Origin of the sequence: Frigoribacterium sp. Leaf263 (genome assembly GCF_001422285.1) — a bacterium.
In the GTDB taxonomy this organism is placed as follows: Bacteria; Actinomycetota; Actinomycetes; order Actinomycetales; family Microbacteriaceae; genus Frigoribacterium.
The window spans coordinates 432,326-451,671 of the sequence record NZ_LMMO01000004.1; the positions used below are offsets into that span (position 1 = coordinate 432,326).

General features: G+C 73.3%; 21 protein-coding genes. 6 read left to right on the forward strand and 15 right to left on the reverse strand.

Annotated features, from left to right (window positions below; translation table 11 throughout):
• Positions 1 to 154: 154 nt before the first annotated feature.
• Positions 155 to 1,009: an NAD-dependent epimerase/dehydratase family protein gene (locus ASF17_RS11325; RefSeq protein ID WP_055799706.1), complete on the reverse strand. Its 855-nt coding sequence runs from the start codon at positions 1,007 to 1,009 to the stop codon at positions 155 to 157.
• 40 nt (positions 1,010 to 1,049) lie between these two features.
• Positions 1,050 to 1,499, reverse strand: a complete 450-nt coding sequence (locus ASF17_RS11330) for a DUF1810 domain-containing protein (RefSeq protein ID WP_055799709.1) — start codon at positions 1,497 to 1,499, stop codon at positions 1,050 to 1,052.
• A gap of 97 nt (positions 1,500 to 1,596) precedes the next feature.
• On the opposite strand from ASF17_RS11330, the gene ASF17_RS11335 reads away from it, so the two are divergent.
• The gene (locus ASF17_RS11335; protein ID WP_055799713.1) at positions 1,597 to 2,718 is read left to right on the forward strand and encodes a GNAT family N-acetyltransferase; all 1,122 of its coding nucleotides are present in this window, start codon (positions 1,597 to 1,599) and stop codon (positions 2,716 to 2,718) included.
• Here ASF17_RS11335 and ASF17_RS11340 read toward each other — a convergent pair.
• Together ASF17_RS11340 and ASF17_RS11345 are read right to left on the reverse strand one after the other, a co-directional pair.
• Complete coding sequence (locus ASF17_RS11340; protein ID WP_055799715.1) at positions 2,708 to 3,379, reverse strand: SIMPL domain-containing protein; 672 nt, start codon at positions 3,377 to 3,379, stop codon at positions 2,708 to 2,710. The genes ASF17_RS11335 and ASF17_RS11340 overlap by 11 nt on opposite strands.
• A gap of 10 nt (positions 3,380 to 3,389) precedes the next feature.
• A complete protein-coding gene (locus ASF17_RS11345; protein ID WP_082475294.1) occupies positions 3,390 to 4,076 on the reverse strand; it encodes an alpha/beta hydrolase in 687 nt (228 codons plus the stop codon).
• Between the two features lie 89 nt (positions 4,077 to 4,165).
• Between ASF17_RS11345 and ASF17_RS11350 the strand changes: the two genes are divergently transcribed.
• Together ASF17_RS11350 and ASF17_RS11355 are read left to right on the forward strand one after the other, a co-directional pair.
• Positions 4,166 to 4,708: an NUDIX hydrolase family protein gene (locus tag ASF17_RS11350; RefSeq protein WP_055799717.1), complete on the forward strand. Its 543-nt coding sequence runs from the start codon at positions 4,166 to 4,168 to the stop codon at positions 4,706 to 4,708.
• 175 nt (positions 4,709 to 4,883) lie between these two features.
• Positions 4,884 to 5,798 (forward strand): hypothetical protein, encoded by a 915-nt coding sequence (locus ASF17_RS11355; RefSeq protein WP_156357407.1) that lies wholly within the window; start codon positions 4,884 to 4,886, stop codon positions 5,796 to 5,798.
• A gap of 115 nt (positions 5,799 to 5,913) precedes the next feature.
• Here ASF17_RS11355 and ASF17_RS11360 read toward each other — a convergent pair whose 3' ends face one another.
• The 3 genes from ASF17_RS11360 to ASF17_RS11370 all read right to left on the reverse strand — a co-directional run bounded on the left by ASF17_RS11360 (position 5,914) and on the right by ASF17_RS11370 (position 9,549).
• Complete coding sequence (locus tag ASF17_RS11360; RefSeq protein WP_082475295.1) at positions 5,914 to 7,806, reverse strand: DEAD/DEAH box helicase; 1,893 nt, start codon at positions 7,804 to 7,806, stop codon at positions 5,914 to 5,916.
• Between the two features lie 447 nt (positions 7,807 to 8,253).
• Entirely contained in the window at positions 8,254 to 8,910 is a 657-nt protein-coding gene (locus ASF17_RS11365) for a DUF1684 domain-containing protein (protein WP_442855747.1), read from the reverse strand.
• 150 nt (positions 8,911 to 9,060) lie between these two features.
• Positions 9,061 to 9,549: a hypothetical protein gene (locus ASF17_RS11370; protein ID WP_055799721.1), complete on the reverse strand. Its 489-nt coding sequence runs from the start codon at positions 9,547 to 9,549 to the stop codon at positions 9,061 to 9,063.
• Between the two features lie 131 nt (positions 9,550 to 9,680).
• Between ASF17_RS11370 and ASF17_RS11375 the strand changes: the two genes are divergently transcribed.
• Both ASF17_RS11375 and ASF17_RS11380 read left to right on the forward strand, forming a co-directional pair.
• Positions 9,681 to 10,277, forward strand: a complete 597-nt coding sequence (locus tag ASF17_RS11375; RefSeq protein WP_055799723.1) for a hypothetical protein — start codon at positions 9,681 to 9,683, stop codon at positions 10,275 to 10,277.
• Between the two features lie 180 nt (positions 10,278 to 10,457).
• A complete protein-coding gene (locus ASF17_RS11380; protein ID WP_055799725.1) occupies positions 10,458 to 10,763 on the forward strand; it encodes a DUF427 domain-containing protein in 306 nt (101 codons plus the stop codon).
• 149 nt (positions 10,764 to 10,912) lie between these two features.
• Here the strand turns inward: ASF17_RS11380 and ASF17_RS11385 are convergent, their stop codons facing one another.
• The 8 genes from ASF17_RS11385 to ASF17_RS11420 all read right to left on the reverse strand — a co-directional run bounded on the left by ASF17_RS11385 (position 10,913) and on the right by ASF17_RS11420 (position 17,963).
• Complete coding sequence (locus tag ASF17_RS11385; protein ID WP_055799727.1) at positions 10,913 to 11,557, reverse strand: CGNR zinc finger domain-containing protein; 645 nt, start codon at positions 11,555 to 11,557, stop codon at positions 10,913 to 10,915.
• Positions 11,558 to 11,566: 9 nt separating this feature from the next.
• On the reverse strand, positions 11,567 to 12,025 hold the full coding sequence (locus tag ASF17_RS11390; RefSeq protein ID WP_055799732.1) for a SprT-like domain-containing protein: 459 nt from the start codon (positions 12,023 to 12,025) through the stop codon (positions 11,567 to 11,569).
• A 57-nt stretch (positions 12,026 to 12,082) separates the two neighbouring features.
• Positions 12,083 to 13,201, reverse strand: coding sequence for a hypothetical protein (locus ASF17_RS11395; protein WP_055799735.1), 1,119 nt, complete (start codon positions 13,199 to 13,201; stop codon positions 12,083 to 12,085).
• Between the two features lie 156 nt (positions 13,202 to 13,357).
• Positions 13,358 to 14,575 carry a PQQ-dependent sugar dehydrogenase gene (locus ASF17_RS11400; protein ID WP_055799737.1) on the reverse strand — a complete coding sequence of 406 codons (1,218 nt, stop codon included), beginning with the start codon at positions 14,573 to 14,575 and terminating at the stop codon, positions 13,358 to 13,360.
• A gap of 153 nt (positions 14,576 to 14,728) precedes the next feature.
• On the reverse strand, positions 14,729 to 15,121 hold the full coding sequence (locus ASF17_RS11405) for a flagellar assembly protein FliW (RefSeq protein ID WP_235476572.1): 393 nt from the start codon (positions 15,119 to 15,121) through the stop codon (positions 14,729 to 14,731).
• A complete protein-coding gene (locus ASF17_RS11410; RefSeq protein WP_235476575.1) occupies positions 15,118 to 15,990 on the reverse strand; it encodes a flagellin N-terminal helical domain-containing protein in 873 nt (290 codons plus the stop codon). The genes ASF17_RS11405 and ASF17_RS11410 overlap by 4 nt, the downstream gene beginning before the upstream one ends.
• 18 nt (positions 15,991 to 16,008) lie before the next feature.
• Positions 16,009 to 17,427, reverse strand: a complete 1,419-nt coding sequence (gene flgK, locus ASF17_RS11415; protein ID WP_055799744.1) for a flagellar hook-associated protein FlgK — start codon at positions 17,425 to 17,427, stop codon at positions 16,009 to 16,011.
• A gap of 2 nt (positions 17,428 to 17,429) precedes the next feature.
• Entirely contained in the window at positions 17,430 to 17,963 is a 534-nt protein-coding gene (locus ASF17_RS11420; protein ID WP_082475296.1) for a flagellar protein FlgN, read from the reverse strand.
• 507 nt (positions 17,964 to 18,470) lie between these two features.
• On the opposite strand from ASF17_RS11420, the gene ASF17_RS11425 reads away from it, so the two are divergent.
• Positions 18,471 to 19,292 (forward strand): sigma-70 family RNA polymerase sigma factor, encoded by an 822-nt coding sequence (locus ASF17_RS11425; RefSeq protein ID WP_055799748.1) that lies wholly within the window; start codon positions 18,471 to 18,473, stop codon positions 19,290 to 19,292.
• The last annotated feature ends 54 nt before the right edge of the window (positions 19,293 to 19,346 follow it).

Genomic DNA, 19,346 nt, shown 5'->3' on the forward strand with positions numbered 1-19,346 from the left:
GCGGCTCTGTGCGCGGCGCCTTCCGCGCCCGCGGCCCTGTGCACGACACCCTCAGCGTCACGCCCGCCGCCCGCCGCCCGCCGCCCGCCGCCCGCGCGCGCGCCCGCGGCCCTATGCGCGACACCCTCAGCGCCACGCCTCCGCGCACACACCCTCAGGCGTGCCGCGTCCCCTCGCCGCCGAGCACGGCGCGATACCCCTCACGGAACGTCGGGTAGGCGAACGCGAACCCCGTCGACCGCAGTCGGGCGTTCGAGAGCCGCTTGTCGCCGCCCGCCTGCCGACCCGTCGGGGGAGCCATCGCCGGCGCCGTGACGCCCAGCTCGGCGGCCAGGAAGAGCAGGACCTCGTCGAGCCGGGCCGGCTCGTCGTCGACCCCGAGGTAGACGGCCTCGGGCTCCGAGACCACCGTCGTGAGGTGCACGATCGCGGCCGCGGCGTCGTCGCGGTGGATGCGGTTGGTGTGAGGCGAGCCGTCGCGCCGTTCGGATCGCGTGGCGCTCCCGTCGCGCACCTGCTCGATCAGTCGCTCGCGACCCGGCCCGTAGACGCCGCCGAGGCGCAGCGTCACCGCCTCGGGCGCACGCTCGCGCAGCAGCTGCTCGGCCTCGAGCAGCACGTCGGCGGTGGGGGTGCCGCCGTGCGCGGGGGTCTCCTCCGTGACGAGGCTGCCGTCGGTCACGTCGTACACGGCGGTCGACGAGACGACGAGGAGGCGCGGGTCGGCAGCCGACGCCGCGATCCCGTCGAGCACGTTGCGCAGGCCCTCCACGTAGGTGGCGCGGTACTCGCCCGGCGTGCGCGAGCCGGCCGCGAGGGCCACGACGACGACCTCGGTGTCGTCGTCGACGACGGGCACCTCGCGGCGCAGGTCGACCGACCGGCCCTCGATGCGGGACGGCAGCAGGTCGGCGCGACGCCGGAGCCCGACGACGCGGTGCCCGTCGGTCGCGAACCGCAGCCCCGTCTCGGTGCCCAGGTCGCCGCAGCCCGCGATCAGAACGCTCATGCTCCGACCCTAGTGGGCCGCGCCTCCCCGGCCGCCGGCCTCAGAGCCGGTCGAGCGTCGCCCGATCGAGCTCGCCGCCGAAGTACTTCGCCAACGCCTGCGAGAACCTCCGCTCGGCCGGCGCCGCCTGGGCGAACAGCGTCAGCGACGAGCGCGCCTTCATCGCGTCGACGCCCCCGAAGACCTGCTCCGGGTCGTCCGTCGGCAGGTCGAGCAGGGCGTCGACGCAGTCGAGCAGCCGCGGTCCGAGCAGCGGATGCGCCAGGTACGCCCGGGCCTCGCCGATCGTCGCGATGGCGTACCGCTCGGCGGTCGCACTGCGACCCAGCCCCGCGACCTGCGGGAACACGAACCACATCCAGTGGCTCGTCTTGCGGCCGTCGCGCAGCTCGGCGAGGGCCCGGTCGTAGGTGCCGTGCGCCTCCTGGGCGGTGACGAAGCGCTCGAGGTCGTGCCGGTCGAGCAGGTCGGAGTCGGTCGGATCGCTCATGATGCCGTTCTACGCCGCACCGGACCCGCTAGTCTGGTCGGCTGCCCGCGGGGCGGCGAGCGTGAGACCGCACGCTCCTGCGGCTGAAAGGCACGACATGACCCCCATCGACCGAGCACCGATCGTCATCGAGCGGATCGCCGTCCCCGCGACCCTCGACGGCCCCGACGCCGCCGACTTCGTCGAGGCGGTCGCCGTCGAGAATGTGACGCGGGCGCATGCGCTCGGCTCGGACGAGATGGCCTGGCTGCCCGACGAGCAACTGCCGAACTGGCTCGACGCCTACAAGGACATGCGCTGGTTCGTCGTCCGCGACGCCGGTCGCATCGTCGCCACCGGCTCGTACGAGAGCCGTCTCGACGGCGACGCCGCGACCACGGCCCACGTCGACGTCACGGTGCTGCCCTCGCACCGACGCCGCGGCATCGGGTCGGCGCTGCTCGCCCACGTCGAGGAGGTCGCGCGCCGCGAGGGTCGCACCCAGGTGATCGCGTACGTGCGCTCCCTCGGTGATGCCGGACCGCGCCTCCTGCCCCCGACCGGCGCCGGCTCGGTCGGCGCCGACGACCCCGCGGTGCGCCTGCTGCTCGGGCGCGACTGGGTGCTCGGGCAGGTGATGCGCTGCAGCCGCCTCGCCCTGCCCGTGGACGAGGAGGCGCTGGCCGGCATCCGAGACCGCGCCCGGGCCGCCGCGGGCGACGACTACCGATTGCGCACCTGGATCGGCCGATCGCCCGACGAGTGGCTGGCCGACCTCGCCGACCTCGAGACCCGGATGAGCACGGACGCACCGTCGGGCGGGGTCGACGAGCCCGAGGACATCTGGACCGCCGAGCGGTTCCGTGACGCCGAGGACCAGGCGCTCGCCGGCCCGCGCACGCGCTTCACGGCCGTCGTCGAGCACGTGCCGACGGGTCGACTCGCCGGATTCAGTCAGCTGGAGGCACCGGCCGAGCGGTCGCGCCCCGCCTTCCAGCAGGACACCCTCGTGCTGCGCGAGCACCGCGGGCACCGGCTCGGCTGGCTGCTCAAGATCGCCACGACCGATCTGCTCACCGCCGAACGCCCCGGCCACCCCGGCGTCTTCACGTTCAACGCGGAGGAGAACCGGCCCATGCTCGACGTGAACGAGGCCGTCGGCTTCGTCCCGTTCGAGTACGAAGGGGTGTGGAGCAAGCAGGTCCGAGCAGACGGGGCGGGTGTGCGCCTCAGGCCGTGAAGTCCGCGCTGATGGTCGCCGTGACCTCGATGTCGTCGGGCTGCAGGTCGAACACGACCGAGCCCGAGGCGTCGACGGACGAGCCGGCCATCATCGACCGTGAGGCCATGAACGGGACGCCACCCGCGCCTCCTTCGCCCGGCCGCAGCCCCGGCTCGTAGACGGCCTGCAGCTCGGGTGCGCCCAGCCCGAGGGCGTCGGCGTAGTCCGAGGCGCGCGCGACGGCGTCCGCCACGGCGGCGAGTCGGGCGTCCTGCTCGACCTCGGCCCGGCGCGCGTGCCCGAGCGACCACTCGACGCCCTCGATCGTGACGCCCTCGACGTGCGCGAGCTCGCCCACCCAGTCGGCCAGCGCGGTGAAGTCCTGGAACCTCACCTCGATCGTCGACCGCGTCCGGTACCGCACCGAGGAGGCGCGGGTCCCGTCGATCGCGACCGGCTCCGTCACGGGACCCACCGACACGGATCGGGCCGTCCACCACGTCGCCGCCCCCTGGCGACGCAGGGTCGTCGCCTGCTCGGTGACGCGGTTGTGGACGGTGACGCCGTCGTCCACGACGCTCGACCGGTCGTCGCCCTCGAGCTCGACCGCCAGCCGCAGCAGACCGCGCTCGGCGCGATACCGGTGCGTGACGCTGCCGGTGACGGCGATGACGGCCACGACCCGACCCCTAGAGGACGACGTCGGAGCTGTCGGGCGCCTGCGTCGTGTCGGCGGTGACCGGGTTCGTCACGCGCGAGATGAAGGCGTTGAGGTCGTCGAGCTCGTCCTGCGAGACTCCGTGCGCGAGGTCGGCGTAGACCTCGACGTCGACGTCGGCGTGCTCGGTCAGCCAGTCGGTCGTGCGCGTGACGGCATCGATCGGGATGACCTGGTCGGCGTCGCCACGACCGTAGAAGACGGCGGGTCGGACGCGCGCGAGGGCCGCGTCGGCGTCGGCGGAGGCCGGGTCGTCGACGACGAAGCCGGCTAGCACGGCCGTGAACGTGAAGCGCTCGGGCGCACGCCGGAGCAGCTGCAGCGACAGCGAGCCTCCCTGCGAGAAGCCGAGCAGGCTCACGCTCGGGTGCGACTCGGCGAGCGAGTCGAGCCAGGTCAGCACGGCCGTCGCGGCCTCGTCGACCGGTGCGGGGTCCGGCGAGCCCGGAGTGGTCAGCGGATACCACGAGAAACCGTCGCCGTGGGCGAGCGGCGCCCGCAGCGAGGCGATCGCGAACGCCTGCGGGAGGTACGGTGCCAGCCCGATCAGATCGCCCTCGTGCGAGCCCACCCCGTGCAGCAGGACGAGCAGCGGCCGACCGTCGCGCTCGGACTCGTCGACGGACCACTGGATGACGGAGGGATCGATCTGCACCATGGGCCGAGCCTATCCAGGGCCGTGGTCGCCGTGTTCGCCTGTAGCGTTTTCGTCACCCGACCGTCACACGGGGTTGGTAGACATGCCCCATGAGCTCCGTGCAGACCCCCGACCCGAATCCCGGCTGGCTCTCCGAAGAGGAGCTCTTCCAGATACGTCAGCGTCTGCCGATCCTCTACGTCGAGGCGGTGCCGGTGCGCGTCGACGGCATGGGCGTCGTGACCGAGGTCGGCGTGCTGCTGCGGGCGTCGTCGGAGGGGTCGATGTCGCGCATGCTCGTCTCCGGTCGCGTCATGTACGGCGAGAGCCTGCGCACCGCTCTGTTCCGCCACCTCGAGAAGGACCTCGGGCCGATGGCGTTCCCGCAGCTGCCGCCGTCGCCGGTGCCGTTCCAGGTCGCCGAGTACTTCCCGCTGCCGGGCTCGTCGGTCTACACCGACGCCCGTCAGCACGCCGTGTCGCTCGCCTACGTCGTGCCGGTCACGGGCACCTGCGACCCCCGCCAGGACGCCCTCGAGCTCACGTGGCTGACCCCGCATCAGGCCGCGAGCGACGACGTCGCCGCCGAGATGGAGGGCGGGCGCGGCGCCCTGCTGCGGGCCGCGCTGGCCTCCGTCGGCGCGCTCCACTAGCCGCCGCCGCGCCGCCGCGCCGGCGCGCCGGCGCTCGTTCGCTGCGACACCTCGAAAGCCGCGCTACACCCGCATTGATCGGGGTGTAGCGCGGCTTTCGGGGTGCTGGGCCGATCATCCACAGCCGAGGAGGCGCGGGTGGCGTCGTGCGGATCACATGCGTCATGCTCGACCCGTGCTCGAAATGCTGATCCGCCGTGCCTCCGTCATCCGAGCGGGCGGCGGCAGCTCGGCGATCGAGCGCGACGCCCGGCGAGGGCTCCTGCAGCGGGTCGCACCCGGCGCCTACGTGCCCGCTCCTGTCTGGCAGGCGCTCACGGCCGTCGAACGCCATGTGATCCGGGTGCATGCCGTCGTGCCGCGGTTCGGCGACGAGGTCGTCGTCTCGCACGAGTCGGCGCTGGCGCTCCGCGGCTTCCCGCTGCTGGGGGACTGGCCCGAGCGCGTGCACGTCATCGACCCCCGGCGTGATCGCGACAAGGTCGGCCCCTGGGCGCATCAGCACGCGGGGCCGTTCGTCGTCGATGAGGTCGATGTCGTCGACGGTCTGCGCGTCGCGGTGTCTCGTCAGGCCGCCGTCGACGCTGTGAGGCGACACGATCTCGCGGGCGGGGCCGTGATCCTCGACCACGGTCTGCGCACCGGTGCTTTCTCGCGGTCGGAGCTCGAGGCGGTGGCGGCGCTGCGTCCCGGCGTTCCGGGCAGTCGACGCGCCACGGCCGCGATCGCCTTCGCCGACGCTCGCGCCGACTCGCCGGGCGAGTCCCTGAGTCGCGCTGTCATCCACCTCGCGGGGCTCTCGAGGCCCGAGCTGCAGATCCGGTTCCCGCGCGAGGGATCGCTCGTGGGGATCGTCGACTTCTGGTGGCCCGAATGCGGAGTCATCGGCGAGTTCGACGGCGAGGTGAAGTACCGCGATGCGGGTCCGAGGCGGGGACGCACGCCCGAGCAGGTCGTCATCGACGAGAAGCGCCGAGAGGACGCCCTGCGCTCGCTGCCCGGCGTGAAGGCCGTCGTGAGGTGGAGCTGGGCCGACGCCCTCCGGGGCGACCCGCTCGTCTCTGCGCTCCGCCGCGCCGGCGTGCGCTGACGCGCTGCGCGGCGGTGCAACGCGCAACACCCCGTTCTCGGCGCGACACCCCGATGAATGCGGGTGTTGCGCTGAGAACGGGGTGTCAGGCGGGTCGCGGCGTCAGGCGCGGGGGTCAGCGACCGCTGCGCTGGCCGCCGCCGGTGCGGGCCTTGCCGCCGACGAGGCCGCCGACCTTGAGCGAGCCGGGGCGACCGCCCTCCGAGGAGGCGCGGCGTCCGCCGGAGCGCTGCCCGCCTTCGCGGGGGCCGCCCTGCGATGCGGCGAAGTCGGCCTGGTCGTTGCGCACGGCGTTGGTGCGGCTCTGACCGCCGTCGCTCTGGGCACGGCGACCGGTCTGGCGGGTGCCACGCGTCTCGTCACGGCCGGCGTCGCGCCCGGCGTCACGGCCGCCCTCGCGGACGGGCGTCACCGCGCCGCGCCCGGACTCCGTCGAGTAGAACGTCGAGGCTCCGCCACGGGGGGCGGCGTCGCGGCGCGCACCGCCGTCGCGGCCGGCACCCTGGCGTCCGCCGTCACGCGAGCCACCCGAGCGAGCGGCACCGTCGCGACCGCGACCGGCGTCGGATGAGCGACCCGCGCCTCCTTGGCGTCCGTCGCGCGAGCCGCCGGCCGAGGCCGCGGGGCGACCCGAGCGGTCCTGGCGGGCGATGGGGTTGCCCTGCGAGTCCTGACGGGCGGCGCGCTTGCGCTGCGCGTTGGCGCCCTGCGAGCGACCGCCGCCGCCCTGCTGCTGCTGGACGGCCGCGCGGGGGGCCGGCTTCACGTAGGCGGCGACCTCGCCGACCAGCGCGGCGACCTCGGGCGAGGACGGCACGACGGCGGTGATGGTCGGACGGATGTCGGCCTTCTTCATCAGCTGGGCGACGTCGCGCTTCTGGCTGGGGATGACGAGGGTGACGACGTCGCCCTCGGCTCCGGCGCGGGCGGTGCGGCCCGAGCGGTGCAGGTACGCCTTGTGCTCGGTGGGCGGGTCGACGTGGATGACGAGCTCGATGTCGTCGACGTGCACGCCACGGGCGGCGACGTCGGTGGCGACGAGCACGCGGGCCGAGCCGTCCTGGAAGGCGGCGAGGTTGCGGTCGCGCTGAGGCTGCGAGAGGTTGCCGTGAAGGTCGACGGCGGGGATGCCGGCGTCGGTCAGCTTCTTGGCGAGCTTCTTGGCGTGGTGCTTGGTGCGCATGAAGAGGATGCGGCGCCCCTTGCCGCCGGCGAGCGTCTGCACGAGGGCGTTCTTGCTGTCGACGTCGGGCGTCTCGAACACGTGGTGGGTCATCTTGGCGACGGGCGAGTTGGCCTCGTCGACCGAGTGCAGCACCTCGTTGTGGAGGAACTGCTTGACCAGCTTGTCCACGCCGTTGTCGAGGGTGGCGCTGAAGAGGAGGCGCTGGCCGTCGTTCGGGGTGGCCTTCAGGATGCGCGTGACGCCGGGCAGGAACCCCAGGTCGGCCATGTGGTCGGCCTCGTCGAGCACGGTGATCTCGATGGCGTCGAGCTTCACGAAGCCCTGCTTCATGAGGTCCTCGAGGCGACCGGGGCAGGCGATGATGATGTCGACGCCGGCTTTGAGGGCCTGCACCTGACGGTTCTGCGAGACGCCGCCGAAGATGGTGGTGGTGCGCATGCCGTAGGCCGCGGCGAGCGGGGCCAGGACGGCGTCGATCTGCGTGGCGAGCTCGCGGGTGGGGGCGAGCACCAGACCGAGGGGGCGACCGGCGCGACGCTGGCCGCCGGCGAGCTTGCCGCCGAGACGGGCCGCCATGGGGATGGAGAACGCGAGGGTCTTGCCCGAGCCGGTCTTGCCGCGACCGAGCACGTCGCGCCCGGCGAGCGTGTCGGGGAGGGTGTCGACCTGGATCGGGAAGGCGTTGGTCTTGCCCTCTGCCGCGAGCGACTTGACGATCGGGGCGGGGACGCCGAGCGAGCTGAAGGTGACGGTGTCGGTCGTCTCGTCGACGGTCGAGCCGTCGGGGGTGGTGTTCTCGGTGTCGAGTGTGGTGGTTGACATGTGGTGCACCTTTCGGGGCATCGGTGTCGAGCCGGGCCAGGCTGCGTGACCACCGTGACGGGCGACGACGTCGTGCTGACGTGTTCGCGCGAGGGCGGGGCAGAGCCGGGAGAACGGCTGTCGTAGCCGGGCTCGAGATGTGGCGACGGTGCAGGTGTGCACGATCGTTTCGCCGCAGAGTGAGCTTCGCGCGCCTGCTGGCTGCCTGGGTGTGTGCCAGGACGGGAGAGGCGGGGAGGGGCGTGCTACGACGCAGGGAGCCGGTCAGGCCGACTCGCAAGTGATCCCAGCTTAGCGGAGGTGCACGGAAAGCGCGACGGGGGTGCCCGAGGAGGCGCGGGTCCTCTACGAGTGGGGGCTAGCGGGCCCCTCCGGGGATGACGTTCTTCACCCCTCAGCGTCAGCCAGGCGACTTCGAAAGCATCAAGCCCCCGTTCGAACGACGCCTCAGCGCACCGTCCCGTACCGCTCGCCCACCGGGATCTCCACGGCGACCGTGTTGCCCGGCTGGGCGAGGGGGCAGGCCCAGGCGGGGTCGTAGGCGCAGCTCGGGTTGTAGGCGAAGTTGAAGTCGAGCACGATCGTGCCGGGCTCGGTGCCCGCGCCGAGGTCGGCGCCCTTGACCGAGTCGATCAGGTAGCGGCCGCCGCCGTACGTGCCACCGGGCCTGCCTGCCAGGGCGTCCTTCACGGGCACGAACAGGCCCCCGCCGTACTGCACCAGCTTCCACACGTCGAGCCGCCCGACGCCGGGCACGCTCGCCACCCCGACGAGGTCGAACTGCACATCGCCGTCGGTGCCCGTCTCGACGACCATGCGTCGCGTCTCGACCGGCTCGACGACGACCTCGAACCGCCAGGCCGGGTCGTACGGAGTCGTCGGAAGCCCGGTGAACCCGGGGCGGTCCTCGGGCAGCAGAGGCGTCGACGGGTGGGTGGTGAAGAGCTCGTCGCGGGTGCGCCGCCAGAGGTCGTGCGCCTCGACCAGATCGGCCGACTCGCGTACATCGCGGTAGAGGCGGTGGATCGTCCGACGCCACGACGCGATGTCGAGCGCCCCCTGCGCCGCACTCGGCCTCGCCGGGGCGAGCACGTCGACGGCCACGGCCTCGCCGGGCGTCGTGAGGTCGGAGGCGGAAGCTGAGGAGGCGCGGGTCGGGTCGGTCACGTCACCCACCGTACGCAGCGCCTCCGACAGTGCTCGCGCCTCCTTCTCAGGTCCGCGACGCGGCCGCCCACGGCCTCGGAACGCCCTCTAGGCGTGCTTCGGGTGCGTCGGCGCCCCGCGCCAGGTCGGCGCGAGCGCCTTCATCCGGAACGCGCGCCACTGCCAGGTCGCCCAGAGCCCGGGCCAGAGCAGCAGGCCGAGGGCCCCGGCGTGGAACTCCATCCGGTCGCGCAGCAGCGTCTCGCCGGTGCCGATGGGCGAGACGGCCATGCGGTGGTTGATGCGCATCCGGGCGAACTGGCCGCTCGTGCCCGTGCCGGTGTCGCGCTGGATCCAGGCGCCGTCGCGCTCGTGCCAGTCGAGGTCGACGTGCGTGCTGCCGAGGGGCAGGACCCCGAGGATGCTCGCCGAGACCGGGTGCGCCTCCTCGGTCCAGCGCTCGGGGAAGCCCTCGGGTGCATCCGAGCGGTACTTCACGAGGGGCGTGGTCACGGCGACCATCACGCGCGGGTCGCGCAGGGCGTCCGTCGCGATGTCGACGGGGCAGGCGAGGCGGATCTTGAGCTGCACGTGCATGCGTCGATCCAACTCCTGCGGCCTGTGGAGGGGGCCGCCTGTGGAGGGGCCGAGGAGGCGCGGGTCGCGGCGGTCCGTCATCGCGCGTCATGCTCGGCCACCGCTCCGCTCGTCCGACCTACTGTGGAGGGATGAACACGCACGGCCAGCAGAAGTACCAGGTCAGGCTCGACCACGGCATCGCCGGAGCCGGCCGCATCGCACCCGGCGCCCACCTCGTCGTGGTCGTCGACGCCCTCGACGGGCACGGGCTGCTCTCGACCGACGAGACGGTCGCCGCCGTGCTCGACGCCGTCGCGGAGGCGTCCGAAGGGGCTGACCGGAGCGAGGGCGCCGATGCCACCGAGCGCGGCGACGGGCCCGTGCACGCCGAGACCGTCGAGGTGCTGCTCGTGACGACCCCCGCCGACGCCGACGGCGTCGCCCGCCGCGTGCTCGAGCGGCAGGCCGACCGGGGCGACCGCGCCGTCGTCGCGATCGTCGCCGCCGGCGCCGTCGAGCCCGACGGCTTCCGCCCTGCGGTCGAGGACCAGCTCGCCGCCGGAGCCGTCGTCGACGCGCTCGCCGCGGTCGGCATCGACTCGTCGTCGCCCGAGGCGGCCGTCGCCTGCGCCGCCGCGGTGTCGCTCCGGCGGGCGACGTCGCACCTGCTCACGGCGTCGGCCTCGGCGGGAGAGCTCGTCGCGACCGGCCGGGCCGACCTCGTGTCGGCCACCCGCGCCTCCTGAGCTGCGCCGCGCCTCCTGAGTCGCGCCGGTGCCTCCTAGCCCGGCCCGCGCCTCCTGAACCGGCCCGCGCCTCCTGAGACGCGCCGCGCCTCCTGAGCCGCGCCGGTGCCCACTGTCGGGGGCGCGGCGTAGCCTGTGCCGCATCGCGACCACCCCGTCGCCCGAACCGCTGGAGGAACCATGAAGGCAGTGCTCACCGACGGAACCGTCGTCGCCGAGGCCCCGAAAGATGAGCTCGTCTCGATCGAGGGCAACTGGTACTTCCCGCCGTCGAGCGTCGACGAGAGCCTGCTCGAGAAGAGCCCCACCCAGTACCACTGCCCGTGGAAGGGCGACACGCAGTACTTCAGCGTCAAGTCGGGCGACACCCTCCTGCAGGATCGCGCCTGGAGCTACCCCGAGCCGATCCCCGCCTCGTTCGAGCGCGTCGGCTCGGACTACTCGGGCTACGTCGCGTTCTGGAAGGACGTCTCGGTCGTCGACTGACCCGAGGAGGCGCGGGTCGACTGGCGCAGGCCGCCTCGCCGCCACGCTGCGGTCACGACGCCAGGTCGTGGACACGACGCCAGGGGTGGAGCCGGCGTCGTGTCCACGACCTGGCGTTCTGCACGCGCGGCGTCGGCGTGCGCCCCGGGTCAGCGCGCGGCGGTGCGCTGGCGGTGCGCTCGCACCTTCGCGCGGTTGCCGCAGCGCTGCATCGAGCACCAGCGGCGACTGCCCGCCCGCGACTCGTCGAAGAACACGAGTCCGCACGCCTCGTTCGAGCAGCGGCGCAGGCGCGAGTCCGAGCCGCCGACGAACCCGACCGTCGTGAACAGCGCCACGGCGTCACGCGCGACCGACGCCATGGCCTGCCCGAGGCGGAGTCGACCGGCGCCGGCCTGGCGACGTCCGCCCGCGAGCGAGGGCGGCACGTCGGGCAGCGCGGCGAAGAGGTTGAGCGTGTCGACGTCCTGAGGATCGGTCGACGTGCCGTCGGCGGAGGCCACGGCCAGACGCGCGATCGCATCGCGGAGGCCCCGCGCGTCGGCCAGCTCGCGGTCGCCCGCGGATCCGGCGACGCCCTCGAAGCGCTCGCCGATCCAGTCGTCGAGATCGGCGGGCAGCAGCAGGCCGTCCCACGGGGTCGACCCGTCGGCCGGCAGGTCGAGACCGGACTCGGGGCCGAAGCGCGATCCGGCCCGGAACCCGCCGAGATAGGCGAAGTCGAGCCCGAGCGACCCCGAGTCGAAGAACCACCGGGTGTCGGTGTCGGATCTGAGCCACTGTCCGGTCTGCACCGAACCAGTCTAAGCGGTTACGCGCTTCGTCCAGGTGATCAGGTGCTCGGGGTCGTAGCGGCGCGAGCAGCGACCGCACGACAGCGGCCGTCTCGGCTCGCGGTAGCGGTAGTGCTCGTGACCCTCCGAGCAGACACCGACCCAGGGGGCGAGATCGGACGCGATGGCGCCGTCGTGCAGGCGGTCGCCGACGTAGCCGAGATCGCCGGCGACGGACCTCCAGCGGGGTCCGTGCCCCGCCTTCGACCCCGCGAGGGCGTGGGCGACCTCGTGCAGCAGCACCTGGTGGATCTCGTCGTCGTCGTAGCGCTCCGCCAGATGCCGCGACACGGTGATCCGCTTCTTCGTGTAGTCGCACAGCCCGGCACGGGTCTTCGCGTTGTCGAAGCCGAAGGTCCACACCGTCGGGTCGAGATGCAGGGCGATGAGGGCGTCGGCCCAGCGCCTCACGCGCTCGAGATCGGCCACGGCGACGTCAGGACTCGCGGGGAGGGCAGGAGGTGCGGGTGCGGTGGGAGGCGCGGGTCACCGCGACGGGAACGGCCAGGTCGTCGGCCGGTCGTCGTCGGGCAGACCCTCGACGACCCCGGTGACGCCCGTGGCGCCCGGGCGGGTCGTGTCGTCGTCGTGGTCGGAGTCCGTGCCGCGGCCGCCGCGAGGGGCGGAGTCGCGGAAGCGGTCGCCCTCTCGGTGCCCGGCGGCGTTCGCGGCGAGGCTCGAGATCTTGCCCCAGAGGCTGGTGTCGGCGCGGACGGGACGGTCGGACTCGGCCGCCGCTCGCTCGGCGGCCCGTTCGTCACGACGGGTCGCGCGGTCGTGCGAGTCGTCCGTCCGCGTGGCGGCCGCCCGGGCGGCTGCGGCGGGGTCGACGGCCACCGGCTCGGCGACGGGGTCGACGGCCGCGGGGTCGGACAGCGCCGTCGAGGGCAGGCCCGCGGTGGGGTTCGTGTCGCCGGGGCGGGGGGCGTCGAGAGGGGCGTCGGAGACGTGCGCCGCGCCTCCTTCGCTGATGTCGGCGGGTGCGGCCGGCGCGTCGTCGGGCGCGAGATACGCCCGGAGGACGTCGTCGAACGCGTTCTGCAGATCGGTGACGCGGTCGCGCGGAGCCCCGGTGGCCGCGTAGGCGGTCAGGGACTGCGCCAGGTTCTCGCGGGCCTCGTCGTGCCGCTCGAGCTCGAGCAGCGTGTAGCCCTCGAGCTCGGCGGCGGCGGCCTCGAGCTCGCGCCATTCTTCGGTGGCGGCCGTGATGCGGCTCGTGTGCAGATCGTTCAGGGCGCGATCGAGCTTGCCCTGCTCGCGGAAGATGTGAGCGCGGCGGATGCGCGCGGCCGTCGAGTCGGCCCGGTCGCCTGTGAAGTGCGCGAGCCGGAAGGCCTCTTCGGCGATGGCCAGGGCCTCGTCGAGTCGACCCAGCAGACGCAGCAGATCGGCGCGCTCGCCGAGGGCCGAGGTGCTGCGGCTCTGGCCGAGAGCGGCCAGACGGGCTTCGGCCGAGGGGACGTCGACCGCCGTGCGCAGGCTGATCGGCTCGAAGCCGCCGGCCCCACCGAGACGCGTGCCCGTGGGCGCGGCGAGACCCGGCGGCACGCTGTGGGGACGGGCGCTGCCGGGTGCGGTTCCGAGGTGGGGGTCGTGCTCGCTCATCGTGTCACAGGGTAACCCGCCCGCCCCCCGAAGGGACCGCACGGCGCGCAGGGGGCCTCCCCTCGACGGCACGGATCGTGCCGCGGGAGGCGCTGGTCGGGAGGCGCGGAGCAGGGGCCCGGCGCGGAACGCGAGGCGCGGGTCGGGAGGCGCGGGTCAGGGTGCGCGGGTCAGCGGCACCGACACGATGCGATCGTCGTCGTCGCCGGGCGACCCCCGGCCGTCGGTGTTGCCCGTGACGAGCCAGAGGGTGCCGTCGGGCCCGGGCAGCACGTCGCGGATCCGCCCCAGCGACTCGTCGCCCGTGAAGCGCTCGGTGGCCACGGCCTCGGAGGTCTCGGGCACCTGGATCTCGAAGAGCCGCTCGCCGCCCAGCCCCGCCAGGAACAGGGTCGAGCCGACCGCCGTCAGACCGCTCGGGCTGGCCTCGTCGGTCGACCACTGCAGCACGGGGTTCAGGAACTCGCCGTCGTCGCCGCGCCCCTCGACCTCGGGCCAGCCGTAGTTCGAGCCGGGCGACAGCGAGTTGAGCTCGTCGTAGGTGTCCTGCCCGAACTCCGCGGCCCAGAGCGACCCGAAGGCGTCCCACGCGATGCCCTGCGGGTTGCGGTGACCCAGGGTGTACACGGGCGAGCCGGGCATCGGGTTGCTTGTCGGCACGGCGCCGGTCGGCGACAGGCGCAGCACCTTGCCGCCGAGCGAGTCGGGGTCTTGAGAGGCGGTCGGGTCGGAGGCGTCGCCCGTCGTCGCGTAGAGCATGCCGTCGGGTCCGAACGCGAGTCGGCCGCCGTCGTGGTTCGACGCCTTCGGGATCCCGGTGAGCACCTCTTCGAGGCCGCCCAGGCCGTACGACCCGGCGGCGCCGGTGATCGGGGCCCGCACGATGCGGTTGTCGTCGGCGGTGGTGAGGTAGGCGTAGAGGTACGACGGCGCTCCGCCGAGCACGGCGAGACCGAGCAGCCCGCCCTCGCCCTCGTGCACGACGCCCTCGATCCGGGCGACGTCGCGCAGCTCGCCCGAGGGCGTGAGCTCGACCACGCGGCCGCTGTCGCGGAGGCTGATGAGCGCCGACCCGCTGTCGAGGCGGACGACCGACCAGGGGGCCTCGAGGCCGGTGACGACGTCGGTGGTCGCGGCGTCGTCGGCGACGGTGACGCCGCCGGTGCCGGTCGTGGGCGCCACCGGCGAGGGGCCCGCCGTGGTCGGCACGTCGGCGCGGCTCGACGACGACGCGTCGGACAGGGCGGGGCCGGCGGTGGGCACGTCGGCGGTGCAGCCGACGAGCAGCAGCCCGGTGCTCAGCGCGACGCCGCTCGCGACGGCCCGCGCCCGGGCGGCGAGCCGTCGGGGGGTGGTCGTCCGTGCCTCGTGCATCACCCCATGAGACAGCATCGGGCCGGCACGTCAGACCCGGATCGGGTCATCGTTGTCGGACCGTGACGCGGGTGTCGGCACTCTGGAGGACACCCCTCGGCGTGTCGCAGGCCCCGGTCGGCGGACGGTCGCCTGGCCGGCGCCCGAGAGTCGTCAGCGGGGGTCGAGCTCGGCCCGGAGCGGCCAGTCCTGCCCCTCGAGGATCAGCTGCGCGCCGGCCCCGGTCAGGCGGTTGACGACGATGGGCGCCAGCAGGTTCACGGTCATCCCCGAGGAGGCGGGGGTCGCCACGACGAGGAGCATCGCGTCGTCCGCGTCGGTCAGCCCGAGCAGCGTCGTCTGCTCGTCGGTCACGACGGGCGAGTAGTCCGGGAGGTGCACGGCCGCATCGAGGACGAAGAGGCGGACGTCGTCGTCGGCGTCCGCGCTCCGCAGCGCGTAGAGCCCCGTGGCCCCGACGATCTCGTCGAGGACGAACTCGACCCGCGGTTCGAGACCGAACGGCGAGCCGACGAAGCTGACCTGCGACTGCATCGTGCCGCTCATCGGAGGAAGTCCATCAGCGAGGTCTGGATGACCTTGGCGGTGACGGCCAGAGCCGCCTGGTAGCTGTTCTCCTGCAGCTTGAGGTCGAGCACGGCCTGGCCGAGATCGAGGTCCTCCAGCTGGGACCGCTGGGTCTCGAGACTCACGGTGGTGTCCATCAGGGTGTCCTCGGCTCTCAGAAGCTGGGCGTGGCGGGCGCCGACGTCGGACTGCACGGCCCGCAGCGCGGTGACCCGCGTGTCGATCTCGGCGAGGCGGGTGCCGACGTCGGCGCCGCTCCTCAGGTCGGCGACGATCGAGTCGACGAGCCGGAAGACCGAGTCGTCGCCGACGCCGAAGGCCGTGGCCCCGTCGGCGTCGACGCGGATGCTCGTCTCGGGACCGACCCGACGGGTGACGGACGAGACGGCGGCGCCCGTGTACTCGTAGTCGTCCGTCCAGGCGACTCCCGCGTCGGAGGTGCCCGCGAAGACGCTGCGACCGTTGTAGCTCGCGTTGGCGGTGCCCAGCAGGTCGTCCTTCAGACCGGCGATCTCGATCGCGATCGCATCACGCGCCTCCTGCGAGACGGCGCCGGTGTTGGCGCCCTGCAGGGTGAGCTGACGGATCTTCGCCATCAGCGAGTCGGTGGCCGACAGCGCGGAGTCGGCGGTCGACAACCAGCCGTCGCCGTCGTCGACGTTGCGGGAGTGCTGGGCGGCCTGCGCCTGGAGGCTCTTCACCCGCATGGCCTCGGCGGCGGCGGTCGGATCGTCGGACGGCTTGCCGATCTTCTGCAGGCTCGAGGCGCGGTCCTGGCTCTCGGCGACCCGGGTCTTGCTCGACATCAGGTGCTGCTGGGCCCGGAGGCTGTTCATCTGGTCGGTCACGCGACTGATCATGGTCCGCTACCTCCCGACCCGGCCCATGCCGTTGATGAGCGTGTCGAGCATCTCGTCGATGGCTGTCATGACTCGGGCCGCTCCCTGATAGGCGTGCTGGTACGAGAGGAGGTTCACATTCTCCTCGTCGAGGCTGACCCCGGCGCCCGAGAGCTGACGGTTCTTCGCCGAGTTCGCGGCGAGGTCGGTGAGGGTCGCCTGCTGCGATTCGCTCTTCGCGGTCGCCCCGATGCCGGCGACGATGGTCGACCAGGCGCGATCGGGTGAGCCGGGGCCGACGCCGAGCTGCGCGATGGCGAGGGCGATCGTGTTGTCGTGCGCGCCTCCCACGCCGTCGCCGGTGGCGATCCCCGCTGCTCCGGCGACCTGAACGGTGAGGCTGCGGGCGGCCGACAGGCCGGGCGTGACCGAGAAGAAGTCGCCCCCGGCGTCGCCACCCGTCGTGACTCCGGTGCGGTGCACGGCGTTGACCTGCGTGGCCAGCTGCGTCGCGAGGGCGTCGTACGATGCCGCGGCCTCCGCGAGCGTGCCGCCGGCGCCGCCCGCGGCGGGCTGCAGCAGCGACACGGTGCCGGCGAGGCTGCCGCCGGTGAGCGGGATGGGCTGCCCGGGGCGGTCGGCCCATTCGACCGAGACGCCGCCCCCTGAAGCGAGGGCGTAGTCGCCGGCCACGGTGACGGTGCGGGCCGAGGTGCCGCTGACCAGGGCGTTCCCGCCGATCAGCACATCGACGGTGCCGTCGCCCGCGTCGCGGACGGTACCGCCTGCGATCGCCGCGATGCGCTCGGTGAGCACCGAGCGGGCGTCGATCAGCTCGTTCGAGCCGACGCCGAGCTGCGTGTTCGTGCGGATGCGGTCGTTGAGGTCGGCGACCTGCGTCGCCGCGCTGTTCAGCTCGGATGCGAGACCGTCGGCCTGCAGTCGGAGTCCGGTCCACTGCTCGTCGACGGCACGGTGCCCGGCCGAGAGCGCGGCGGCCAGCGAGGTGGCCTGGCCGATCAGCACGGCAGCGGGGCCGGAGTCGCCCGGGTTGTTCGCGACGTCGCCCCAGGCCGACCAGAACGCGTTCAGCTGACTCGCGATGCCGTTCGTCGACGGCTCGCCGAGCGACGCCTCGAGGGTGGCGATCGCGGAGGCGCGGGTCGACTGGTACCCGGCGGTCGAGGCCGCGCTCCGCACCTGACCGTCGACGACCTGGTTGCCGAGCCGTGCGATGGCGTCGACCGAGACGCCCTGGCCGGGCACGACGCCGGCGCTGAAGATCCCGGCACGGGCGGGCGACTCGATCGACGAGGTCGCGACGCGCTGGCGGGTGTAGCCGTCGGTGTTGACGTTGGCGATGTTCTGCCCCGTGACGTCGATGCCCGCACGAGCGGCGGCGAGGCCGGAGTAGGCGGTGTTCAGCCCACCGAAGGTGCTGCCCATGGTCAGAGTCTCCCGTCGAAGAGATGCCCGCTCGAGGCGGGGCCGGTGGTGCCGACCCGGCGACCGGCGGTCGTCGCCGCGGTGGAGCCCGTGGCGTCGTAGATGGCGCCGGCGGCGGCGCCCGCGTCGGTGGTCGTCGTCGCGAGCGTCTCCTGCGTGGCGCGGGCCGCCGCGCGGAGGAACCGCTCGTTCTCGTCGCGCAGCTGCGCGATGCGGGCCGTGAGCTCGGTCATGGCCGCGAGGTGGGCGGTGAAGATCTCGCCCCAGGGGCCTGCGGGAGCCGCGGCGATGATCTCGCGGAGGGGCGCCTCCTCGTCCGTGCCCCACTCCTGGGCGACCGACGACACCTCGACGCTGCGGTCGAGGCCGGCGGACCGGAGCCGGTCGAGCACCTGCTCGACCTCCCGCGTGGCGTGATCGATCCACCGGGTGCGGCCGGCGGTGAGCAGCAGCTGCTCCTCCTCGAGCTTGAACGTGAGCAGTTCGAGCAGCTCGCGTTCACGCCAGAGCAGCGCGGACAGTTCGTTCGCGCCCATGGGGTCTCCTCGATCGGTGATGGTCTCGGCGGGGGAGCGGTGATGTCCCCTACGAGGAGGACTATCGGCGCGACCCGGCTCGGCGTTAGGCGACGGGCCGCGGTGATCGTCGGGACACGCCCCTAGCGGGTCGACGACGTCCGTCGGAAGGTGCCGGTGCGCCCCACTGCGGGGGTAGGGGTACAGGCCGCGTCCTCCACAGATGCGACACCCGTTCCCCCTGACTGGGGTCACCCAGGCCCCCTTCAGGCTGTGTGGACGCCGATAGCGTTGGCGATGCCGGGAGGGTCGCAGACCCACCCGGAGCTCCTCCCGAATCCACCCGACCTCGGGACGAGTCACCCGTTCACGACCCGACGCACCGTGCGTCGCCGACGCACCGCAACCACTCGTCGCTTACCCGCAGATCCGTTCGCACCGGTTCGACATCGCCCTGGTCAGAGGGCTGTTCGTCGCGCCCGCGATCCATTCACCGTCCGTCCGGACGCCTCTTGCTGGGAGCAAGCGATGAACCGCACCGAACGCAACGCCCTCGTGGTCGAGAACCTGCCGCTGGTCGGCTACCTCGTCTCCGAGGTCTGCGCCCGCGCGACGCACCTGTCGCGCGACGACCTCGCCGGGGTCGGCGCCGTCGCCCTCGTCCAGGCCGCCGACGCCTTCGACCCCACCCTCGGCATCCCGTTCGGCGCCTACGCCCGAACCCGCATCGTCGGCGCGTTCGCCGACGACATGCGCTCGGGCGACTGGGCCAGCCGCGGCACCCGCAAGCGCATCAAGGAGACCCTCGCCGTCCAGGAGGCGCTCACCGCGTCCCTGGGACGTCGTCCGTCGGTCGACGAGGTCGCCTCGGCCCTCGGGGTCGACCGTCAGACGGCTCAGTCCGCGTTGAGCGACGCCGGCCGCACCGTCTCGACGCTCGACGACACCGTCGCCGACCACCTCGCGAGCGACCTGCCGCTGCCGGGCGACGACCTCCTCGTCGACGAGCGCAGCCGCTACCTGCGGGCCGCCGTCGAGGCGCTGCCCGAGCGCATGCGCCTCATCGTCGAGGGCGTCTACTTCGGCGACCGCACCGTCACCGAGATCGCCGACGAGCTCGGCATCACCCACAGCGCCGTCTCGCAGCAGCGCACCGAGGCCGTCCGCCTGCTGCGCGACGGGCTCGCCGCGCACTACGCCGACGACTCCGACGCCGCGTTCGAGCCGGTCTCGAAGACGGCGCCCGCCCGACGCAGCGCCTATCTGTCGCGCGTCGCGACCAACGCGGCCGTGGGCATCGCGCGCGCGCTGCGCGACCCCGAGCCGCAGGGCTTCAGCACGGCGGTCTGAACCGCCTCGGAAACTTTCGACGTCGCACTAACGCGCGTCGTGAGCCGGTCGACA